The organism is Ruegeria sp. SAZD011, assembly GCF_059612545.1.
Genome location: NZ_JBXWQU010000021.1, coordinates 50,132 through 71,182, shown reverse-complemented (window position 1 = coordinate 71,182; position 21,051 = coordinate 50,132). Strand labels below are relative to the sequence as shown.

Below are 21,051 nucleotides of genomic sequence, written 5' to 3'. Positions count from 1 at the left end.
GGGCCATCCGTGGACATCGCAACCCGCGTCTATAATCACAAGTGGAAGATCGATCCGATTGTCCGCTCTCTGATCGACACCGATTTCTACAAGCTGCTGATGTGCCAGTCGGTGTTCCGGAACAAGCCCGACACACAGGTCACCTTTTCCCTGATCAACCGCACGACGCGGATCCCGCTGGCCCGGCTGATCGACGAGGGAGAGTTGCGCGAACAACTGGACCACATCCGGTCTCTGCGCCTGAGCCGGGGTGAAAGCACATGGCTGCGCGGAAACACGTTCTATGGCAAACGCCAAATGTTCCGTCCGGATTTCATGGAATGGTTCGAGGGGCTGCAATTGCCGCCCTACCATCTGGAACGCCGTGACGATCAATATGAGCTGACCTTCGAGGGCAATTGGCCCGAGGTGATGCTATGGGAGATACCGGCGCTGGCAGTGCTGATGGAACTGCGCTCGCGCGCGGTACTGCATGATATGCGCCGGTTCGAATTGCAGATCCTCTATGCCCGCGCGATGACCCGGGTCTGGGAGAAGATCGAGCGCCTGCGCGGGATCGATGGGCTGACAATCGCTGATTTCGGCACCCGTCGGCGGCACTCGTTTCTGTGGCAGGATTGGTGTGTGCAAGCCATGATCGAAGGGTTGGGGGCGAAATTCACCGGCACATCAAATTGCCTGATCGCAATGCGGCGCGAGGTCGAGGCGATCGGAACCAACGCGCATGAACTGCCGATGGTCTACAGCGCCCTTGCTGAAAACGACGCCGAACTGGCCCGCGCACCCTATGATGTGCTGAGTGACTGGCACGAGGAACACGAAGGCAACCTGCGCATCATCCTGCCCGACACCTACGGCACCAAAGGTTTTCTCGAGCGCGCGCCGGATTGGCTGGCTGGCTGGACCGGCATCCGGATCGACAGCGGCGACCCGGTGGAAGGGGCGGAAACCGCCATCGCCTGGTGGAAGGAGCGCGGCGAGAACGCGACAGAGAAGCGTATCATTTTCTCGGACGGGCTGGATGTGGACAAGATCGCCGAGTTGCATGCCCGTTTTGCAGGACTGGCCAAGATATCATTTGGTTGGGGAACCCTATTGACCAATGATTTCAGGGGGTTGGTTGCCGATGATGGCTTGGCCCCCTTCTCGCTGGTTTGCAAGGCTATCTCGGCGGATGGGCGCCCAACGGTGAAGCTGAGTGACAATCCTGAAAAGGCGATGGGTCCGGCTGAAGAAATCGCACGTTACAAGCGGGTGTTCGGGGTGGGGCGGCAAACCAGTTATGCCGTTGAGGTGTAAACCGAAATCCGGCACGGATTTCGGGTCGTTTTCCGTCCCGGAAAACGACCCGAATTTCAGTTCGAAATTCGGCGCCCGGCCCGTGATCTGAGCCGTTCTCGCCAGACGATCATAAGCCCTCCACCAGCAATGAACAGCGCACCGGGAAACAGGTCGGCCCAAGGCGCTTCGTCAAATACGAGCCAACCCGCCACAAAGGCGATGGGAATACCGAAATAGCTGAAAGGCGCCAGGTTGCTCTGCTCTGTCATCCTGTAGGAGGCCACGAGACATAAAACCGCCGAGCCCCCGAAACCGCCCATTGCCGCGATCCAACCCAGGTCGGACCATTGATCCATGGGTGAAAATCCCCCGGTCAACAGGGCCATCGCCAATGCTCCAAAAAGCGCGGCCACCACGGAATAGAGGTTGATCAGCGCGCTCGGTACCGCGCTGTCCATCTGCCGCGCCGAGACACCGGTCAGGGCATAGAGAAACGCAGCCCCCAGCGGCGCCAGTGCATCCGGCGAGAAACTGTCGCTGCCAGGCTTCATCACCATCAGCACCCCGGCAAAGCCCAGCAGCACCGCGGCCCAGCGCATCAGGCCGACACGCTCACCCAGCAGAGGCACCGCAAGCGCGGTCATGAACACCGCATTGGCATAGGTGATGGTCGAGGCGGTCGCAAAGGCCAACTTGCCCAGCGAATAGTAGAACAGGAATTGGGCAAAGGTCACATAAACGCCGCGCATCAGCCCCAGCCGCCACTGCCGGATCCGCAGAGGCCGCCCCGCACTGTGCCAGGCACGCGATGACCACAGCGCAATCACGCTGGGAAAGACCCCGAAGAAGTTGCGATAGGCCGAAAGTTCCGCCGCCCCATAGCGCGGCGACAGGTACTTGATGATCAGCCCCATCATGTCGAACAGGACCAGCGCCAGCAGCGACAGCAGGATGGCAAGAACCACGTTATCTCCGCTGCGCGCGCTCATCCTCAGCCGTGCCGCGCGGCGACTGTCTTGAGCTGCGAAAAGCCGTAAAGCGCCTCGAACCCTTTCTCGCGCCCGTGACCGGATTTCCCAACCCCGCCAAAGGGCAACTCGACCCCGCCGCCAGCACCGTAATTGTTGATAAAGACCTGTCCGGCCCGCAACCGCTTGGCCAGCCGCATCTGGCGCGCGCCGTCGCGGGTCCAGATGCTCGCGACCAGCCCGTAATCGGTGCCATTGGCGATCGCGACGGCCTGTTCTTCGGTGTCAAACGGGATCAGGACCTGCACCGGGCCAAAGATCTCGTCCCGGGCCAGCGCATGATCGGGGGGCACATCGGCAAAAAGCGTCGGGCGGACATAAGCCCCCGACGCCGGCGCGTGATCCACGATCCGGCCCTGCGCCGCGATGGTCAGGTCGGCGCCCTTGCCCAGAAACCCGGTCACGATCTCCTTTTGCCGGGCCGAAATCAACGGCCCCACCCGCAGATCCTCCATCGCCGGGCCGACGGTCAGGTCGGCATAGGCCGCAGCCATGCGCGCTTTGACCTCTTCATAGACGCCACGCTGGGCCAGGATGCGGGAAGAGGCAGAGCAGGTCTGACCGGCATTCTGACACCCCGCATTCACCAGAAACGGCAGCGCGGCTTCCAGATCGGCATCGTCGAACACCAGTTGCGGCGACTTGCCCCCCAGTTCCAGCGTCACCGGCACCACGTTACGCCCCGCCGCCTGTTGCACCAGCGCACCGGTGGCGACCGATCCGGTGAACGAGATATGGTGCACGCCCGGATGCGCCGACAGCGCCGCGCCCGCCTCGCCCCCCAGACCCGGCACCACATTCAGCGCACCTGCGGGCAGCCCCGCCTGCATCGCCAGATCGGCAAAGGCCAGCGCGGTCAGACAGGCCTCTTCGGCCGGTTTCAGAACGCAGGCATTGCCCATGGCCAGCGCCGCCCCGACCGAGCGGCCGATGATCTGCATCGGATAGTTCCAGGGTACGATATGGCCGGTGACCCCGTGCGGCTCGCGCAGGGTATAGACGGTATAGCCATCGAGATAGGGAATGGTCTCGCCCATCACCTTGTCGGCGGCACCGCCGTAGAATTCGCAATACCGCGCCAGCGCCACCGCATCGGCGCGGGCCTGGGTCAGCGGCTTGCCCACGTCCGCTGCCTCGATCACTGCCAGATCCTCGACCCGCTCCAGCACCAGTTGACCCAGCCGAGACAGGATACGCCCCCGTTCGGTCGCGGTCATCCGGCCCCAGTCACCAGCCAGTGCAGTCTCTGCCGCGATTACGGCAGCGTCGATATCAGGCGCGGTGCCGCGGGCGATGCGACAGATCTCGGAGCCGTCAGAGGGGTTGATCAGCGGCAGTGTGTCGCCGCTGGCAGCCGATTGCCATTGGCCACCGATGAGGCAGAACGTGGGATCGAACCAGAGGGGAAGGGTCATTGCGGTCTCCTTGTCGATGGCAAAGCATAGGTTTTCGAAATCGGCGGGCCTTCGGGTGCAGATCGGGCTGACCGGGAAGAGCGGTTGCGCGGCTATGTTCCCTAGCTTGGGGAATAATTGCCAGAATAAGGGTCATGCCTGTCGTGCCCCGGTTTCGGGAAGCTGTGGCGCGGCTGCGATCAAGGCGCGGGTATAGGGGTGCGCGGGGTCGGAAAAGACCTGTTCTGTATCTCCTTGCTCCACGATGCGGCCCGATTGCATCACCAGCACCCGATCTGTGATCGTGCGCACCACGCTCAGGTCATGGCTGATGAACAGATAGGTCAGGTCATATTCGGAGCAAAGCTGCGCCAGCAGGTCGAGGATCTGCGCCCGGACCGAGACATCAAGCGCCGAAACCGCCTCGTCGAACAGGATCAACTGCGGCCGGATGATCAGCGCGCGGGCGATGGCGATGCGCTGGCGCTGGCCGCCGGAAAACTCGTGGATGTACTTACCCGCATCGTCGGGCGACAGGCCGACGGCGGTCAGCATCTCGGCAATGCGGTCGCTGCGGTCCGACCCGGTTGGTGGCGCATCGAGCAGGTGAAACGGTTCGGTCACCAGCCGGTCGACCCGGTGACGCGGGTTGAAGCTGCCGTAAGGATCCTGAAACACCACCTGCATGCGGCGGCGGATTTCGGGATTGGCACGTTTGCCGTCAAAGACCGGTTGCCCCGTCAGACGGATTTCGCCGCTCTGAACCGGTTCCAGCCCCAGGATGGCGCGGGTCAGGGTGGACTTGCCACAGCCGGATTCCCCGACCAGGCCCAGCCGCTCGCCCCGGTTCAGGGTAAAGCTGACATGATCGACGGCGCGGTGATGGCCCGGGCGCGCAAACAGCCGGGTGCGCGGCAGGGCATAGTCGCGCACCACATCCGATACCTTGAGCAGCGGCGCGGGTGGTGGTGGCGCCGGCAGGGTCACGCGGTGGTCCGAGGCAGCGAACAGCATCCTGGTATAGGGATGGCTCATACCGGTCAGCAGGCGCTGGGTCGGGGCGGCCTCGACCACCTCGCCATGGCGCATGACGGTGATATGGTCGGCCATGTCGGCAACAACGGCCAGATCATGGGTGATCATCAGCATGCCCATGCCGTATTCCTGCACCAGCCCCTTGAGCAGGTCGAGGATCTGCGCCTGCGTGGTGACGTCGAGCGCGGTGGTCGGCTCGTCCGCGATCAGCAGTTTCGGGCGTAACGCGATGGCCATGGCGATGACCACGCGCTGGCGCTGTCCACCGCTGAGCTCATGCGGATAGCGCGACAGCGGGAACCGGTCGGGCGGCAGGCCGACGCGGGTCAGAACCTCGCGCGCGCGCTCTTCGGCCCTGTCGGGCGTCATCGCCTCGTGGATCAGGATCGTCTCCATCACCTGATCGCCGATGGTCTTGACCGGGTTCAGCGCCGTCATCGGTTCCTGAAACACCATGCCGACCGCCGCGCCGCGCAAGGCGCACATCTGCGCCTCGGGCAGGGTCAGAATTTCTTGACCGTCCAGCCGGATCGAGCCACTGGCGCGCGCGCCTCCGGGCAACAGCTGCATCACTGCCAGCGCCGTCATCGACTTGCCCGAGCCGCTCTCGCCGGTGACAGCCACGATCTCACCCGGCTCGATGGTCAGGTTCACGCGCTTGAGGATCTCATAGGCATGGATCGAGAGCGACAGGTCGGTGATCTGCAACAGGCTCATGTGCGCGCCACCCTGAGCCGGGGGTCAAGCCAGTCGCGCAGCCCGTCACCCATCAGGTTCAGCCCCAGCACGGTCAGGATGATGGCCAGCCCCGGGATCAGTGCGAGATGCGGCGCGAAACTGACCATGGTCTGTGCATCGGCCAGCATCCGGCCCCAGCTGGGCGTCGGCGGTTGCGCGCCAAGTCCGACATAGCTCAGCCCCGCTTCGGCCAGGATGCCCAGCGAGAACTGGATGGTGCCCTGCACGATCAGCAGGTTGGCCACGTTGGGCAGGATATGTTCGGCCGAAATGCGCGCCGCACCCTTACCCGCGACGCGCGCAGCCAGGATGAACTCGCGCTCCCACAGGCTGAGCGCCGCGCCACGGGTGATGCGGGCAAAGACGGGGATGTTGAAGATGCCGATGGCGATGATGGCGTTGACGGCGCCAGCGCCAAAGACCGCGGTGATCAGGATGGCGATCACCAGCGAGGGGAAGGCAAAGACCAGATCGTTGCCGCGCATGATCAACTCGTCCAGCCACGACCCCTTGCGCGCCGCGGCGGTCAGGCCCAGCGGTACGCCCAGGCTCATGCCGATGCCCACGGCCAAAAGGGCCACCGCAATCGAGGTGCGCGCGCCAACCATGATCATCGAAAACATGTCACGTCCGAAATGATCGGTACCGAACCAGTGTTGCGCATTCGGTGTTTGCAGTTTGGTCGGGATGTTCAGCGCGGTGTGGTCGTAGGGAGTCCAGATGAAAGAGATGAGCGCTGCCAGTACCACCAGCGAGGAAAGGCCCGTGCCCAGGATCAGGTTGCGGCTCATGTCCGGGACCTCAGGCGCGGGTCGACGAGAGCATAGGCCAGGTCGACCAGGAAATTGACCACGATCACGGCAAAGACCAACAGCATGACAACCGATTCCACCACGATCAGGTCGCGCGCCGAGATGGCCTGAAATACCAGCCGTCCGAGGCCGGGCAGATAGAACACCTGCTCGATGATGATCGATCCCGCCAGCAGGAACGAGAATTGCAGGCCGATGATGGTCAGCACCGGGATCAGCGCATTGCGCAGCCCGTGCCGCCACAGCGCCTGGCGGCGGGTCAGGCCCTTGGCCCGCGCGGTGCGCATGAAATCCTCGCCCAGAATGTCGAGCAGGGCCGAGCGCATCACCCGAGCCAGGATCGCCGCCTGAGGCAGGGCCAGCGCAATGGCGGGCAGGGTCAGCGAGTGCAGGCCCGCGACGAGCCCCTTGTCCCAGCCGGCAAAGCCGCCCGCGTTGAACCAGCGCAGGTTGATCGCAAAAATCAGCACCAGCATCATGGCGAACCAGAAATTAGGCACCGCGACGCCCAGCTGGGTCGCGCCCATCACCGCCAGATCGCCGGGTTTGCCCCGGCGGGCTGCGGCATAGATGCCGGCGGGCAGGGCGATGGCGGTGGACAGCGCCAGCGCGTAGAGCGCGAGCGGCAGCGACACCCAGAGCCGGTCCGCGATCATCTGCGAGACAGGGGTGCGATAGGTATAAGAGGTACCGAAATCGCCGCGCAGCATGCCGGTCACCCAGCTGACATAGCGTTCGGCCTTTGACTGATCCAGACCCAGCTCTGTGCGCAGCGCAGCCAGCGTATCGGGTTGCGCGTTGACGCCCAGCATGAACGAGGCGGGATCCCCCGGGGCGATCTCGATCACCGCAAAGATGACAAGGCTTGCAATGGCCAGGCTGATCGTCAGCGAGAGCGCGCGTTTCAGGCTGTAGCGGAGCATGTCGGGTCGATGCCACCCATTCGGAAAAAAGACCCGCCGCCGGAGCGGCGAGCCAGAAAATCGCAGATTTTCTGAGCCATTTTCTGGGTCAGAAAATGGTCCCGCGCCTTACTCGGACCAGCTGATCGCCGACAGATCGGTCGCGGCGGTGGGCGCATTGGCCCACAGGCCCTGAACACCGGCCTTGGCCACGCTCAGCGCGGCAAGCTGGAACAGGTAGCCGTTCACGTAATCCTCGGAGATGATGCGCTGCGCCTGTTGCATCAGCTCGGTCCGCTTGTCCGGGTCGGTGGTCGAATTCAACGTCGTCATCAGTTCCTGAAACGCTGGATTGTCGTACTGGAAGTAGTATTCAGGCCGGGCATAGATGCCGATATCCATCGGTTCGGTATGGCTGACGATGGTCAGGCCAAAGTTCTTGCCCTTGAACACGGTTTCCAGCCATTGCGCCCATTCGACATTGATGATCTCGGCCTTGATGCCGACCTCGGCCAGCTGGGCCGCAATGATCTCGCCGCCGCGCCGTGCATATGAGGGGGGCGGCAGGTGCAGCGTGGTTTCGAACCCATCCGGCAGACCGGCCTCGGCCAACAGCGCCTTGGCCTTGTCCGGGTCATAGGCAGAGTTGCCGGTCAGATCGACATAGGCCGGGTTGTGCGGTGCGAAATGCGTGCCGATCGGGGTGCCATATCCGAACATCGCGCCGTCGATGATCGCCTGGCGGTCGATCGCATGGGCCATCGCCTGGCGCACCTTGACGTTGTCAAAGGGCGCCTGCTTGTTGTTGGTCGACAGGATGGTTTCCCCCTCGGTCGACCCGACCAGCACCTGGAACCGAGGATCGGCTTCGAATTGCGGCAGGTTCTCGGGCGCGGGGAAGCCGGTGAACACGTCCACATCCTCGGCCATCATTGCGGCGAAGGCGGCTGTGGGGTCCGAGATGAACTTGAACGTCGCTTGTGCGAGCGCCGGCTGGTCACCCCAGTAACCGGTGTTGCGGTTCAGCACGATCTTGTCGCCCTGCACCCATTCGCCAAATGTATAGGGGCCGGTGCCCACCGGCGCGGTCTTGATGTTCTCGATGCTCTCGGGCGCCACGATCACCGCATCGCCCCAGGCCATGTTGAACAGGAAATTGCCGTTGGGTTCGGTCAGCGTCACCTTTACGGTCAGTGGATCGACAACATCGACACTGTCGATGCCGGCGAACAGTGCCTTTTGCGCGTTGGCGCTGTCTTCGGCGCGGGCGCGGTCCAGGCTGAACTTGACGTCCTCGGCATCCATCGACGAGCCGTCATGGAAGGTTACGCCCTCGTGCAGCTTGAAGGTGTAGACGGTGCCATCCTCCGAGATCTCCCAGCTTTCGGCCAGGGCGGGGACGATCGATCCATCGCCCATAAAGCGGGTCAATCCCTCGAAAATATTCACATAGACCACCGAGTCGATGGCCTGCGCCGCGGCACTGGTCGGGTCCAGATGCGGCGGCTCCAACTGCATCGCGATGGTGATGTCATCCTTGGCCCATGCGGCCCCTGCGATCAACGCGGCGCTTAGCGCAAGGCCAGAGACAAAGCCCTGTTTTACAAACCGTTTCATTCCAACTCTCCCCGTTTGGTTTCGTCTGACGGGATCGTGAACCCGCCACGGCTTGCCTCACTGTTTCCGCAAATCCCGGGGCAATCAAGGAATTGTTGGCGCAATCGGGCTTTCGCTGCGATTGCGAAATACCTATGCTGCAATGCAACATTTTCTGCGGAGGACTGAAAATGAGTGCGACTGCCCGCAAGACCGCCCCCAATGCCCAGGATATCCGGGCGCGAAAGGGGGGCGTGCCGCTGGTCAGCCTGACCGCCTATACGACTCCGATGGCGCGGCTGATGGACGGGCATTGCGATTTCGTGCTGGTGGGCGACAGCGTCGGCATGGTGCTGCATGGGCTCAGTTCCACTCTGGGTGTCACAATGGAAATGATGATCCTGCACGGCCAGGCGGTGGCGCGCGGGCTTGAGCGGTCGATGCTGGTCATCGACATGCCATTCGGCAGTTACGAGGAGGGCCCGGCGCAGGCGTTCCGCAATGCCGCCCGGCTGATGGCCGAGACCGGTGCCGGCGCGGTCAAGCTGGAAGGCGGGGTCGAGATGGCCGAAACCATCCGGTTTCTGGTGAAGCGTGGCATTCCGGTGATGGCCCATATCGGGCTGACGCCGCAGTCGATCAATACGCTGGGCGGCTACAAGGTGCAGGGCCGCGACGATCAGGCCCAGGCGGTGCTGGCCGATGCGCATGCGGTAGCCGATGCGGGCGCGTTCTCGGTGGTGCTGGAGAAGGTGCCCGCGACGCTGGCCGACCGGATCACCGACGAGGTGGCGATTCCCACCATCGGCATCGGGGCCTCGGCCGGGTGTGACGGACAGATATTGGTGGTCGATGACATGCTGGGCTTTTTCACCGCGTTCAAACCGAAATTCGTCAAACGCTATGCCGATCTGGGCAAGCTGGCCGAGGCGGCGATTGCCGAATATGCGGCCGAGGTCCGCGCGCGCAGCTTTCCGGCGGCGGAACATGTGTTTGGTGATCAGGCCCCTGTCAAAGGTCCCAAGGCATGAGCGCGCCGATCCTGCGCAAGCTAACCGATCTGCGCGCCGCCACCGCCGGTTGGAAGCGTGCGGGCGAAAGCATCGGTGTGGTGCCCACGATGGGCGCGTTGCACGATGGCCACCTGTCGCTGGTCGCGGCGGCCAAGGCGGCTTGCGACCGGGTGGTGGTGACCATTTTCGTCAACCCGAAACAATTCAACAGCCCCGAGGATCTGGCCAAATACCCCCGTACCGAAGAGGCCGACGCCGCCAAGCTGGCGCCCTATGGGGTCGATGCGATCTATGTGCCCGATCCCGATCAAATCTATCCAGAGGGGTTTGCCACTACCGTTTCGGTCTCGGGTCTGACCGATGTAATGGAGGGGGCGTGCCGCCCCGGCCATTTCGACGGCGTGGCGACCGTGGTGGCGAAACTGTTCCTGCAAACCGCGGCCGACCGGGCCTATTTCGGCGAAAAGGATTACCAGCAGATGATGCTGGTGACCCGCATGGCGCAGGATCTGGATATCCCCATCACGGTGATTGGCTGTCCCACGGTGCGCGAGCCTTCGGGACTGGCGATGTCGTCGCGCAACATGAGGCTCTCGGCTGACGGGCTGGAGCGAGCGGGTCGGCTTTATCCGGTGATGCGGCAGGTGGCTGAGCGGCTGGCGGCTGGCGCCTCATTTGGTGATCTGGCGCCCGCGGCGCGCGAGGCTCTGGGCGCCGCCGGTTTTGTCGATATCGAGTATTTCGACCTGCGCACAGCGGACAGTCTGCGCGCGCTTGACCGGCCCACCGAACCCGCGCGCCTGCTGGTGGCGGCCTGGCTCGACGGGGTGCGGCTGATCGACAATATCGCGGTTCCTCAACTAAACGATTAGTAGGGGCTTCCTGACACGCCGGAAATGCGGCTACAGTCCCGGGTCAAGAGACGATGACAGGGGGCAGAGAATGACCTTTATTCTGGCGATCGACCAGGGCACCACTTCGAGCCGGGCGATCCTGTTCGATGGCGAGATGCGGCGGGTGGCGACCGCTCAGCGTGAATTCACCCAGCATTTTCCCGAAGCGGGCTGGGTGGAACACGACGCCGAAGAGATCTGGCAAACCACGCTGGAGGTCTGCCGCGAAGTGATCTCTGCTCAGGGGATCGGACCTGAACAGATCGCCGGTATCGGCATTACCAACCAGCGCGAAACCACCGTTGTCTGGGACAAGGCCAGCGGTGCGCCCGTGCATCGCGCCATCGTCTGGCAGGACCGGCGCACCGCGGCCATCTGCGAGCGGCTGCGCAATGCGGGCTGCGAGGATGACTTTACCGCCCAGACTGGCCTGCTGCTCGATCCGTATTTCTCGGGCACCAAGGTGAAATGGATCCTCGACACCGTGCCGGGCGCGCGCGATCGGGCCGCGGCGGGAGAGCTGCTGTTTGGCACCATCGACTCGTTCCTTATCTGGCGGCTGACCGGCGGGCGGGTTCACGCGACCGATGCCACCAACGCCGCGCGGACGCTGATGTTCGACATCCATCAGGGGGAATGGAGCAAGGAGATCTGCGAATTGCTGGACGTGCCGATGGCGATGCTGCCCGAGGTGCGCGACTGTGCTGCCGATTTCGGTACCACGGATCTGTTTGGCGGGCAGGTGCCGATCCTGGGCGTTGCCGGCGACCAGCAGGCGGCCACGATAGGGCAGGCCTGTTTCCAGCCCGGCATGATGAAATCCACCTATGGCACCGGTTGTTTCGCGCTGCTCAATACCGGGACACAGCCGGTCGCCTCGCAGAACCGGTTGCTTACGACCATCGCCTATCAGTTGGACGGCCAGCGGACCTATGCGTTGGAAGGGTCGATATTCATCGCCGGGGCGGCGGTGCAGTGGCTGCGCGACGGGCTGGGTATCATCGAGACCGCGGCGCAAAGCGGTGAACTGGCCGCCCGCGCCGATCCGGCCCAGAACGTCATTCTTGTGCCCGCCTTCACCGGTCTTGGTGCCCCCTATTGGAAACCTGATTGCCGGGGCGCCATGTTCGGGCTGACGCGCAATTCCGGCCCTGCCGAGTTCTGCAAGGCGGCGCTGGAAAGCGTCGCCTATCAGACCCGCGACCTGTGGGAGGCGATGCAGGGCGATTGGGGCGCGGATGCGGATGTGATCCTGCGCGTCGATGGCGGCATGAGCGCGTCTGACTGGGCAATGCAGGGACTGGCCGACCGTCTGGGCGCGCCGGTGGACCGCCCGGTGATGCAAGAGACCACGGCGCTGGGCGCGGCCTGGCTGGCCGGGATGCGAGCGGGGCTTTATCCCGATCAGGCGGGCTTTGCCGCGACCTGGGCGCTGGATGCCCGGTTCACCCCCAAGATGCCCGAGGGCAACCGCGAGGCCGCTTATCGCCGCTGGAAAGCGGCGGTTGCGGCGGCGATAACGGTCTAGGCTGAAACGCGTGCGCCTTCGGCGATGGTCCGGGGGCGCGCATTCAGCTCTTCTATCGAGAACCCGGCGATGGATTTGTACCTGGCCGCATGTGCGGCCAGATCCGCGTGGGGGATCACGGTGTCGATATCGTCGAAATCCCCGCCGCACAGATCCTCGACCCGTTGCAGCACCCCGTCCGGCCCCCCGCCCGCGCGATTGGCCTTGCCAACGGCGGTGGTCACAGGGCGGACTTCGGCCTCGTATGCCGCCAGCGCCTTGGGCGTAATCCCATCCTCCAGCAGACGGGCGCCGATGATGCGGGCATCCAGGATCGCCTGGCTGGCCCCGTTCGATCCCACCGGATAAGTGGGATGCGCCGCATCGCCCATCAGGGTCATCGAACCATCCGTCCAGCGGGGCAGCGGGTCGCGGTCGACCATCGGGTATTCATAGACCACCTCGGCCCCCCGGATCAGCGCGGGAACGTCAATCCAGTCGAACCGCCATTCTTCGAAATCGGGCAGGAAGTCACCGATATCGGCGGCACGGTTCCAATCCTCTTTCTTCCACGCGGCATCCAAGGGGAAGCGTTTCTCGGCGATCCAGTTCATTTCGACCATGCCGTCGCTATCCGGGTCAGAGATCGGATAAGACACCAGCCGCAGATCGTCATGCCCGATCATCGCCATCGTGCCGCCACCGAAATAGGCGGGCGCCCGGGTGGTGGCACGCCACAAGACGCGTCCGTTCCAGATCGGCTCGCCCTCGTCCGGGTACATCTGCGCCCGAAGCGCCGAATGGATACCGTCGGCGGCGATCAGCAACCGCCCCTCGACCCGGCGCCCATCGCTCAGGATCAGAATGGCGCCCTCTGGCCCGGTTTCGAACCCGGTGGCGCGAGCGCCCGTCACCACGCAATCTGCCCCGGCCCGCGTGATCAACGCTTCATAGAGAATCATCTGCAAGGCGCCGCGATGCACCGAATATTGCGGCCAGGCATAACCGGCCCAGGTGCCACGCGGTTCTTCCCAGATGGTCTTGCCCAGTTTCGAGTAGAACCCCAGTTGGCGCGTTCGCACCCCGATCCGGTCCAGCTCCGCCTCCAGCCCCAGATCCAGCAATTCGCGCACCGCGTTGGGTTGCAGGTTGATCCCCACCCCCATCGGGCGCAGCACCGCCGTCGCCTCGTATATGCGGAACGGCACCCCGATCTGGTGCAGCGTCAGCCCCAGGCTGAGCCCCGCGATACCGGCACCGGCGATCAATACGGTCATGGCCTTCTCCCTCTCTCGTGGCGACAGACTGCCCGGCGCCGCGCAAGAGGTCGAGAGAAAATCAGCCCTGATAAGGGCGCAGGAACACCGGTTTGTCGGGTTCGGACATCTCTGCGTTAAACTGGTATCCGCCGCTGTCGAATTCACTCAGCGCCTGCGGATCGGTCAGACGGCGTTGCACGATATAGCGGGCCATCGCCCCGCGCGCCTTCTTGGCATAGAAACTCACGATCTTGGGCGCGCCGCCCTTGTCCTCCATGAACACCGGCGTGATCACCCGCAGTTTCAGCGCCTTGGGATCCACGGCGCCGAAATATTCCTGGCTGGCGCAGTTGACCAGCACATCGGTACCGATCTCATCCGCCTGCGCATTCAGCGTTCTGGACAGCTGATCGCCCCAATAGTCATAGAGAGAGGTCCCCCGACGCGTCTTCAACCGGCTGCCCATTTCCAGCCGATAGGCCTGGATCGCATCCAGTGGGCGCAACAGGCCGTATAGCCCCGACAGGATGCGCAGATGCTGTTGCGCCCAGACCATTTCCTCGGGGTCGAGCGAGGCCGCTTCGAGCCCCTGATAGGTGTCCCCGGCAAAGGCCAGCGCGGCAGGGCGGGTCACATCAGCGCCGGGCGCATCGGCGAATTCGCGGAACCGGTCGCGGTTGAGCCGGGCCAGATCGTCGCTCAGCCCCATCAGTTTCTTGAGATCGCCCAGCGTCAGGTTGCGCGCGGTCTTGGCCAGCCGCACCGCATCGTCCTGAAAGGCGGGTTCGGTCGCCGCTATGTCACGTTCCGCCCAATCCAGCCGCTTGGCCGGAGAGATCACCACCAGCATGTCCTGCCCCCTCGTCCTTGGTTCCGCACGTATCTAGGACGCCTGGCCCAGCACGTCCAGAAAGGCCTCACCAAAACGTTCCCAGCGCCGGTCGCCCAACAGCACCTCCAGCCCGTGCCGGTCGTCGGGCCGCATCTGCGCCACCTTGGCCAGTTGCGATGCCGAACAGCTGAGCGGCTTGTCGATTCCGTCGGGGCCGCGCGCCAGATCGGCCTGCACCGCCAGCAGCCGGTCATAGATGTTGCCGGTCTGCCGACCGGCCAGCTTGCGGCGGGCGGGGTGCAGCGCTTCGGCCGCACCGCTCACCACCTCCAGGAACAGGGCGCCGTAGCGCTCCAGCTTCTTGGCACCGATACCACCGATCCGGGCCATCTGGTCCAGCGACGCGGGGCGCTTCTCGGCCATCTCGATCAGGGTGCGGTCAGGAAAGATCACATAGGCCGGGACCCGCGCCGCCTCGGCCAGAGCGCGGCGCTTGGCCTTGAGCGCGGACAGCAGCGGCGCGTCCTCGTCATTGACCATGGCCTTGACCGCCGGACGCCGCGCCGCCTTGCGCACCGTATCCTTGCGCAACTCGATTTCGGCCTCGCCGCGCAGGATCGGCAGCGCCGCCTCGGTCATCCGCAACGCGCCATGGCGTTCGGGATCGGGGCGCACCAGGTCGCGGCCCATCATCTGGCGAAAGATCGCCTGCCACTGGGCGCGGTTCCATTCGGTGCCGACGCCGTAGGTGGGCAACTGGTCATGGCGGCGTTCGCGGATCTTGTCGGTCTGGTTGCCCAGCAGAATGTCGATCAGATGGGTCGCGCCGAACCATTCCTCGGTCCGCAGCATCGCCGACAAGGCCATGCGCACTGCGGTGGTGCCATCGAACCGTTCCGCCGGGCTGTCGCACAGATCGCATTTGCCGCAGGTGATCTCGGTCTCGCCAAAGTAACCCAGCAGGGTCTGTCGACGGCAGGTCATAGCCTCGGCCAGACCCAGAAGCGCGTTCAGCCGGGCATGGTCGGCGGCGCGGCGCTCGGGCGGGGCCAAGCCTTCGTCGATCTGGCTGCGGCGCAGGCGGATGTCGTCGGGGCCGAACAGGGTCAGCGTCTCGGCCGGCCCGCCATCGCGCCCGGCGCGGCCGATCTCTTGATAATAGGCCTCGATGGATTTCGGCAGATCGGCATGGGCGACCCAACGGATATCCGGCTTGTCGATGCCCATGCCAAAGGCCACTGTCGCTACCACGATCAGCCCGTCCTCGCGGGCAAAGCGGGTCTCGACGATGCGGCGGTCCTCGGCCTCCATACCGCCGTGATAGTGACAGGCGCTATGGCCATCCTCGCGCAGGGCTTGCGCCAGCGTCTCGGTCTTGGCGCGGGTGCCGCAATAGACGATGCCCGACTGGCCGCGCCTGGCGCCCGCGAAATCCAGGATCTGGCGGCGCGGGCTGTCCTTGGCGGCAAAGGCGAGGTGGATATTGGGCCGGTCGAACCCGCGCAGAAAGCTGCGCGGCGCTTCTCCGTCGAACAGTTTCGCGACGATCTCGGCCTGTGTCTCGGCGTCCGCCGTGGCGGTGAAGGCGGCCAGCGGCACGCCCAGCGCCCGGCGCAGCTCTCCGATGCGCAGGTAGTCGGGGCGGAAATCGTGGCCCCACTGGCTGACGCAATGGGCCTCGTCCACCGCGATCAGGCTCACCCCGATCCGCCGCAGCATCCCCATCGCCGCGCCCGAGGCGAGCCGTTCGGGGGCCATGTAAAGGAGCTTCAGCCGCCCCGCGTCCAGCGCCTCCCAGACAGCCTCGGTCTCTTCAGCTGTGTTGCCCGAGGTCAAGGCCCCCGCCTCGACACCCGCCTCCTGCAAGCCGCGTACCTGGTCGCGCATCAGGGCGATCAGCGGTGAGATCACCACCGTCACCCCGTCGCGCATCAGTGCCGGCAGTTGGAAGCAAAGCGATTTGCCGCCCCCCGTGGGCATGATCGCCAGCACGTTCTCGCCCTCGGCCACGGCCCGCGCGATCTCTTCCTGTCCGGGGCGGAAGGCGTCGAATCCAAACACATCTCGCAACAGCGGTGCGGCGTCGAACATCTGGGGGTGGCCTGTCCTGATTTTTGCACTTTGCTCTTTGGAACCACCTTACACGCGCAAAAGCGCCGGGAACAAGAGCACCGGCGCCCGTCTTCTTCTGTTCGAAAATACCTCGGGGGTGAATTGGCCGTCAGGCCAAGAGGGGGCAGCGCCCCCTCGCCGCACTCAATAGAACAGAGCGACGTTGTTGATCAGCACGATCCGCAGCGCCATGATTGCCAGCAATACGACCAGAGGCGTCAGGTCCAGCCCGCCCATCGGCGGCAGGATCCGGCGGATCGGGCCATAGATCGGCTCCAGCACCCGGTTCAGCCCGTACCAGATCTGCGCCACCAGCTGCTGTCGCATGTTCAGCACCTGAAAGTTAATCAGCCAGCTCATGATTACATGCGCCAGGATGAAGAACCAGATCACATCCAGGATCAGCATCAGGATTTGAAACAGCGACTGCATGGGGCCTCCTCGCGCACGAACCGCGGACAGACCTAAGAGCAGCAGGGCAAAGACGCAAGGGTTCACGCGGTCCGGCGCAGGAAAGACTTGCCTCGCCCCCGAACCAGCCGCCATAACCGAAGCAATTACACAAACAATTTGAACGGGGACAGGCATGGCGGATATCTCGGCGCGCAAGCGTATCTGGGGCTGGTATTTCTTCGACTGGGCCAGCCAGCCTTATCACACGCTTCTTGTGACCTTCGTGTTCAGCCCGTTCTTTGCCGCGGTGGCGGCGGACTATTTCATGGGCCAAGGGTTGGCGGACGAGGCTGCCAAGGCGCAGGCGCAGGTAGTCTGGTCGCAATGCCTGACCATCACCGGGCTGATCATCGGTTTCGGCGCGCCTTTCCTGGGGGCGATGGCCGATATCTCGGGCCGCCGCATGACCTGGATCACCTTGTTCTGCGGCATGTATGTCGTGGGCGCCTGGGGCCTGTGGTACATGGATCCGACCGGTGGCAACCTGTGGTGGATGATGGCCAGTTTCGGCATCGGTTTCATCGGCGCCGAATATGCGCTGATCTTCATCAACGCGCAGCTCCCCTCTCTCGGCACCAAAGAGGAAGTGGGCCAGATCTCGGGCTCGGGTTTCGCCTTTGGCTATCTCGGCGGCGTGGTGGCGTTGTTCATCATGCTGCTGCTCTTTGTCGAGCAGGGCAATGGCAAGACGCTGATCGGCCTCGATCCAATATTGGGACTCGACCCCGCGACCCGCGAGGGAACCCGCGCCGTCGGCCCGTTCACCGCGCTCTGGTTCGTGATCTTCATGATCCCCTATTTCCTCTGGGTGCGCGAACCCCGCGGCAGCGGCCGGCACGGCAGTTTCGGGCAGGCGGTGGCGCTGGTGGTGCAATCGGTCAAGAACCTGCGCCACCGGGGCAGCCTGGCCAGCTATCTGGCCTCGTCTATGTTCTATCGCGACGCGCTCAACGGGCTTTACGGCTTTGGCGGGGTCTATGCCCGGCTGGTACTGGGTTGGGAGATCACGATGATCGGCGTGTTCGGCATCATCGCGGCCATTTCGGCGGCGGCGTTCAGCTGGCTGGGCGGGCTGGCCGATCGCAGGCTGGGGCCCAAGCCGGTCATTGTCGGTTCAATCCTGGTGCTGATCCTGGTCTGCGCCACCATCGTGGGCATGGACCGCACGCAGGTTTTCGGTATCCCGCTGGCCGAAGGTTCGAGCCTGCCCGATTTCGTCTTCTTCTTTTGCGGTGTGCTGATCGGCGGGTTCGGTGGTATCGTTCAGGCGGCCAGCCGGTCGATGATGGTGCGACATACCGATCCGGCGACCCCAACCGAAAGCTTTGGGCTTTATGGTTTGTCGGGCCGGGCGACCGCGTTTCTTGCGCCTGCGTTGATCGGGGCGGCCACGGCGGCAACCGGGTCTGCGCGCTTGGGGGTTTCACCGGTCGTCGGCTTGTTTATTCTGGGACTGATCCTGTTGATTTGGGTGAATCCAAAAGGGGACCAGAAATAGTGTTTATTCAGATCATTGCCGTTCTTCTATTGATGCTGAGTCCGGTGCTGGGTGCCGCTCCGGCGCAGGCCGAGCCATTGGCCAAAGAGCTTTTCGGGGCGCAAAAGCAGGCCTCTCGGCAGAAACCCGCCGCCTATGGCAGCTATGCCAAGGGTTGCGCGGCCGGGCTGGAGCAACTGCCCGAGACCGGCCCCACCTGGCAGGCGATGCGGCTGAGCCGCAACCGCAACTGGGGCCACCCCGAGACCATCGACTTCATTCGCGACCTGAGCGGTTTTGCCGCCCGGCAGAAAGGCTGGAGCGGGCTTTACATCGGCGATATCAGCCAGCCGCGCGGTGGGCCGATGCTGACCGGGCATCGCAGCCACCAGCTGGGGCTGGATATCGACATCTGGATGTTGCAGGCCAACAATCTGCGTCTGTCGGGTCAGCATCGCGAGAAGATTTCCTCGATCTCGCTGCGCCGGGCCAAGGGCGCCTATGTCAATGACAGCTGGACCCGCCAGCATCATGCGATCATGCGCGAGGCAGCGCGCGACAAGCGGGTGGCGCGCATCTTCGTCTTTCCCGGTGCCAAGGTCTGGATGTGCAACAACGAAAAGGGCGACCGGTCCTATCTGCGCAAGATCCGGCCCTGGTGGGGGCATCACTATCATTTCCATGTGCGGCTGAGTTGTCCGCGCGGCTCGCGCGGCTGTGTCGATCAGACCCCGCCGCCGCAGGGGGATGGCTGTGCGGAGGCGCAGGAATGGGTGAACAATATCCTGAACCCGCCGCCGCCGAAGCCGCGTGACCCCAATGCGCCACCGCCCAAGAAACGCCGCGAATACGTGCTGGCCGACCTGCCGAAGCAATGCGCCTCCGTCTTGCGTTCGCAATAGCGGCGGGGCTGGTGCTGTCCGGTCCCGGCCTTGCCGTGGACCGGGGCGAGGCACAGCATCTGGGCAGTTTCACCTGGCGGGGGTCGCAACCCTGGTTCGGCGGTTTTTCGGCCATCGAAATGGCGTCGGACGGTATCGGCATGACCGTACTGTCCGACCGCGCCACGATCCTGACAGCGAGGGTGCAGCGCGACGGTGACCAGATCACCGGCGTCGAGATCGACACGGTGCACAAGGTCAGGTCGAGCAAGAACAAGGTACTCAAGGGCCGGGTCGGCGACAGCGAGGGGCTGGCGATCGGGCCGGACGGGGTGATCTACATCTCGTTCGAAGGCGTGGCGCGGGTGGCGCGATACATGCGCCCCGATGGCCGGGCCGAGGTTCTGCCGCGTCCGGACGCGTTTCGCCAAATGGCTCGCAACGGCGCCTTCGAGGGGTTGGCGATGGACGCGCGCGGGCGGCTCTATACCCTGCCTGAAAGCAGCCGCACCGCCGATGGTTCGATCCCGGTCTATCGCTGGGACGGGCGGGCCTGGAGCACGGCGTTTCACCTGGAGCAGCGTGGCGACTTCCTGCCGGTGGCCGCCGATTTCGGACCTGACGGGCGGTTTTATGTGCTGGAGCGGGATACCGGCGCCATCGGGTTCCGCTCGCGCCTGCGCCGTTGGAACGTGACAGCCAACGGGGTCGCTGGCGAAGAGACCCTGTTTCAAAGCCGCATTTCCAGCCATGACAACCTTGAAGGTCTGTCGGTCTGGCGCGACGGGCAGGGGCGGCTGCGCGCGACGATGGTGTCCGACGACAATTTCCTGATGCTGCAACGGACCGAGCTGGTCGAATACCTGCTGCCGGATTGACAGGACGGGGTGTTGCGGGCTAAACGCCCGGCTTGTCCGCGACACAGGCGGACCAAGTCGCCGCACCCTTGTCAAAACGGACCCCGAAACATGACCCGCGCATTCCTTCCCGGCATTCTTGCCATGGCCGCCATCGTGGTGGCGTCGAACATCCTCGTCCAGTTCCTGATCCTCGACGGATTGCTGACCTGGGGTGCCTTCACCTATCCGCTGGCTTTTCTGGTCACCGATGTGATGAACCGCGTCTATGGAACCGAGGCCGCGCGGCGCGTGGTGTTTGCCGGTTTTGTGACCGGGGTGATCTGTTCGCTGATCGGCAGCCAGATCATGCTGCAAGGCGACGGCTATACCTATACCGCCGTGCCGCTGCGGATCGCGGTCGCCTCGGGCACCGCGTTCCTGATCGCGCAACTGACCGATGTGGCGGTGTTCAACCGGTTCCGGGGCGGGCGCTGGTGGCGGGCGCCGCTGGTGTCGACCCTGATCGGCTCGGCGCTGGACACCGCGCTGTTCTTTACCATCGCCTTTTCGGCCAGCATCACCCTGTTTGGGCCCGATGCCGACGCCGCCGTCAACTGGGCGTGGGAGGCGGTGCCCTTCATGAACACGGGCACGCCGATGCCGCTGTGGGTCACGCTGGCCTTTGCCGACTGGCTGGTCAAACTCTCACTTGCCCTGATCGCGCTGATCCCGTTCCGCGTTATCGTTCAACGACTTACCCCGACCCGCGCCGCCGCCTGAAGATTTCATTTGGCGCAAATCACTTCCTGTGGCAGGCTGAAGATGAGTTCAACAGCAAAGCAAAGGAGGTGGTCCAGTGTCGAGAAAGGGATTGGTAAGAGGTGCCGGAACCTAGGGGCAGGCGCCGGTCAAGGCAGTCCTTGGCGGGTACCCGCCCCGGTCGAGCCTGTTGGCCCACTGGCACAGCTTCCTGAACTTTCGAAAGGCCGCCCGATGGGC

General features: G+C 64.2%; 18 protein-coding genes. 8 read left to right on the top strand and 10 right to left on the bottom strand.

Annotated features, from left to right (window positions below; translation table 11 throughout):
* The first annotated feature begins 9 nt into the window (after positions 1 to 9).
* Complete coding sequence (pncB, locus tag AC2FLM_RS07620; RefSeq protein WP_496856979.1) at positions 10 to 1,299, top strand: nicotinate phosphoribosyltransferase; 1,290 nt, start codon at positions 10 to 12, stop codon at positions 1,297 to 1,299.
* Between the two features lie 56 nt (positions 1,300 to 1,355).
* Here the strand turns inward: pncB and AC2FLM_RS07615 are convergent, their stop codons facing one another.
* From AC2FLM_RS07615 to AC2FLM_RS07590, 6 genes are all read right to left on the bottom strand, one after another.
* A complete protein-coding gene (locus tag AC2FLM_RS07615) occupies positions 1,356 to 2,246 on the bottom strand; it encodes a DMT family transporter (protein ID WP_496856977.1) in 891 nt (296 codons plus the stop codon).
* A gap of 26 nt (positions 2,247 to 2,272) precedes the next feature.
* The gene (locus AC2FLM_RS07610) at positions 2,273 to 3,724 is read right to left on the bottom strand and encodes an aldehyde dehydrogenase family protein (RefSeq protein WP_496856975.1); all 1,452 of its coding nucleotides are present in this window, start codon (positions 3,722 to 3,724) and stop codon (positions 2,273 to 2,275) included.
* Positions 3,725 to 3,856: 132 nt separating this feature from the next.
* On the bottom strand, positions 3,857 to 5,455 hold the full coding sequence (locus tag AC2FLM_RS07605) for an ABC transporter ATP-binding protein (protein WP_496856973.1): 1,599 nt from the start codon (positions 5,453 to 5,455) through the stop codon (positions 3,857 to 3,859).
* A complete protein-coding gene (locus AC2FLM_RS07600; protein ID WP_496856971.1) occupies positions 5,452 to 6,267 on the bottom strand; it encodes an ABC transporter permease in 816 nt (271 codons plus the stop codon). Before AC2FLM_RS07600 ends, AC2FLM_RS07605 begins: the two co-directional genes overlap by 4 nt.
* The gene (locus AC2FLM_RS07595) at positions 6,264 to 7,211 is read right to left on the bottom strand and encodes an ABC transporter permease (protein WP_234216729.1); all 948 of its coding nucleotides are present in this window, start codon (positions 7,209 to 7,211) and stop codon (positions 6,264 to 6,266) included. The genes AC2FLM_RS07600 and AC2FLM_RS07595 overlap by 4 nt, the downstream gene beginning before the upstream one ends.
* 108 nt (positions 7,212 to 7,319) lie before the next feature.
* Positions 7,320 to 8,807, bottom strand: a complete 1,488-nt coding sequence (locus tag AC2FLM_RS07590; protein WP_496856969.1) for an ABC transporter substrate-binding protein — start codon at positions 8,805 to 8,807, stop codon at positions 7,320 to 7,322.
* A gap of 170 nt (positions 8,808 to 8,977) precedes the next feature.
* Here AC2FLM_RS07590 and panB point away from each other — a divergent pair, with 170 nt between their 5' ends.
* From panB to glpK, 3 genes are all read left to right on the top strand, one after another.
* Positions 8,978 to 9,817, top strand: coding sequence for a 3-methyl-2-oxobutanoate hydroxymethyltransferase (gene panB, locus AC2FLM_RS07585; protein WP_496856967.1), 840 nt, complete (start codon positions 8,978 to 8,980; stop codon positions 9,815 to 9,817).
* The gene (gene panC / locus AC2FLM_RS07580) at positions 9,814 to 10,671 is read left to right on the top strand and encodes a pantoate--beta-alanine ligase (RefSeq protein WP_496856965.1); all 858 of its coding nucleotides are present in this window, start codon (positions 9,814 to 9,816) and stop codon (positions 10,669 to 10,671) included. Before panB ends, panC begins: the two co-directional genes overlap by 4 nt.
* Positions 10,672 to 10,741: 70 nt before the next feature.
* Positions 10,742 to 12,220, top strand: coding sequence for a glycerol kinase GlpK (gene glpK, locus AC2FLM_RS07575; RefSeq protein WP_496856963.1), 1,479 nt, complete (start codon positions 10,742 to 10,744; stop codon positions 12,218 to 12,220).
* Here glpK and AC2FLM_RS07570 read toward each other — a convergent pair.
* The 4 genes from AC2FLM_RS07570 to AC2FLM_RS07555 form a co-directional block, all read right to left on the bottom strand.
* Positions 12,217 to 13,476 (bottom strand): flavin-dependent oxidoreductase, encoded by a 1,260-nt coding sequence (locus AC2FLM_RS07570; protein ID WP_496856961.1) that lies wholly within the window; start codon positions 13,474 to 13,476, stop codon positions 12,217 to 12,219. The genes glpK and AC2FLM_RS07570 overlap by 4 nt on opposite strands.
* 61 nt (positions 13,477 to 13,537) lie before the next feature.
* Positions 13,538 to 14,308, bottom strand: a complete 771-nt coding sequence (yaaA, locus tag AC2FLM_RS07565; RefSeq protein WP_496856959.1) for a peroxide stress protein YaaA — start codon at positions 14,306 to 14,308, stop codon at positions 13,538 to 13,540.
* Positions 14,309 to 14,341: 33 nt separating this feature from the next.
* Positions 14,342 to 16,381, bottom strand: coding sequence for a DNA helicase RecQ (gene recQ, locus AC2FLM_RS07560; protein WP_496856957.1), 2,040 nt, complete (start codon positions 16,379 to 16,381; stop codon positions 14,342 to 14,344).
* A 165-nt stretch (positions 16,382 to 16,546) separates the two neighbouring features.
* Positions 16,547 to 16,834: a YggT family protein gene (locus AC2FLM_RS07555; RefSeq protein ID WP_496856955.1), complete on the bottom strand. Its 288-nt coding sequence runs from the start codon at positions 16,832 to 16,834 to the stop codon at positions 16,547 to 16,549.
* A 154-nt stretch (positions 16,835 to 16,988) separates the two neighbouring features.
* Here AC2FLM_RS07555 and AC2FLM_RS07550 point away from each other — a divergent pair, with 154 nt between their 5' ends.
* The 4 genes from AC2FLM_RS07550 to AC2FLM_RS07535 all read left to right on the top strand — a co-directional run bounded on the left by AC2FLM_RS07550 (position 16,989) and on the right by AC2FLM_RS07535 (position 20,832).
* Positions 16,989 to 18,353 (top strand): MFS transporter, encoded by a 1,365-nt coding sequence (locus AC2FLM_RS07550; protein ID WP_234140338.1) that lies wholly within the window; start codon positions 16,989 to 16,991, stop codon positions 18,351 to 18,353.
* A 32-nt stretch (positions 18,354 to 18,385) separates the two neighbouring features.
* Complete coding sequence (mepA, locus tag AC2FLM_RS07545) at positions 18,386 to 19,234, top strand: penicillin-insensitive murein endopeptidase (protein WP_234140451.1); 849 nt, start codon at positions 18,386 to 18,388, stop codon at positions 19,232 to 19,234.
* Entirely contained in the window at positions 19,207 to 20,091 is an 885-nt protein-coding gene (locus AC2FLM_RS07540) for an esterase-like activity of phytase family protein (protein ID WP_496856953.1), read from the top strand. Before mepA ends, AC2FLM_RS07540 begins: the two co-directional genes overlap by 28 nt.
* A 90-nt stretch (positions 20,092 to 20,181) precedes the next feature.
* A complete protein-coding gene (locus AC2FLM_RS07535; RefSeq protein WP_496856951.1) occupies positions 20,182 to 20,832 on the top strand; it encodes a queuosine precursor transporter in 651 nt (216 codons plus the stop codon).
* Positions 20,833 to 21,051 lie beyond the last annotated feature (219 nt).

Bases quoted from the DNA above. Each gene is read 5' to 3' on its own strand.
- AC2FLM_RS07610 (WP_496856975.1), bottom strand. From the start codon at position 3,724: ATGACCCTTCCCCTCTGGTTCGATCCCACGTTCTGCCTCATCGGTGGC.
- AC2FLM_RS07605 (WP_496856973.1), bottom strand. From the start codon at position 5,455: ATGAGCCTGTTGCAGATCACCGACCTGTCGCTCTCGATCCATGCCTAT.
- AC2FLM_RS07600 (WP_496856971.1), bottom strand. From the start codon at position 6,267: ATGAGCCGCAACCTGATCCTGGGCACGGGCCTTTCCTCGCTGGTGGTA.
- AC2FLM_RS07595 (WP_234216729.1), bottom strand. From the start codon at position 7,211: ATGCTCCGCTACAGCCTGAAACGCGCGCTCTCGCTGACGATCAGCCTG.
- AC2FLM_RS07590 (WP_496856969.1), bottom strand. From the start codon at position 8,807: ATGAAACGGTTTGTAAAACAGGGCTTTGTCTCTGGCCTTGCGCTAAGC.
- panB (WP_496856967.1), top strand. From the start codon at position 8,978: ATGAGTGCGACTGCCCGCAAGACCGCCCCCAATGCCCAGGATATCCGG.
- panC (WP_496856965.1), top strand. From the start codon at position 9,814: ATGAGCGCGCCGATCCTGCGCAAGCTAACCGATCTGCGCGCCGCCACC.
- glpK (WP_496856963.1), top strand. From the start codon at position 10,742: ATGACCTTTATTCTGGCGATCGACCAGGGCACCACTTCGAGCCGGGCG.
- AC2FLM_RS07570 (WP_496856961.1), bottom strand. From the start codon at position 13,476: ATGACCGTATTGATCGCCGGTGCCGGTATCGCGGGGCTCAGCCTGGGG.
- yaaA (WP_496856959.1), bottom strand. From the start codon at position 14,308: ATGCTGGTGGTGATCTCTCCGGCCAAGCGGCTGGATTGGGCGGAACGT.
- recQ (WP_496856957.1), bottom strand. From the start codon at position 16,381: ATGTTCGACGCCGCACCGCTGTTGCGAGATGTGTTTGGATTCGACGCC.
- AC2FLM_RS07555 (WP_496856955.1), bottom strand. From the start codon at position 16,834: ATGCAGTCGCTGTTTCAAATCCTGATGCTGATCCTGGATGTGATCTGG.
- AC2FLM_RS07550 (WP_234140338.1), top strand. From the start codon at position 16,989: ATGGCGGATATCTCGGCGCGCAAGCGTATCTGGGGCTGGTATTTCTTC.
- mepA (WP_234140451.1), top strand. From the start codon at position 18,386: ATGCTGAGTCCGGTGCTGGGTGCCGCTCCGGCGCAGGCCGAGCCATTG.
- AC2FLM_RS07540 (WP_496856953.1), top strand. From the start codon at position 19,207: ATGCGCCTCCGTCTTGCGTTCGCAATAGCGGCGGGGCTGGTGCTGTCC.
- AC2FLM_RS07535 (WP_496856951.1), top strand. From the start codon at position 20,182: ATGACCCGCGCATTCCTTCCCGGCATTCTTGCCATGGCCGCCATCGTG.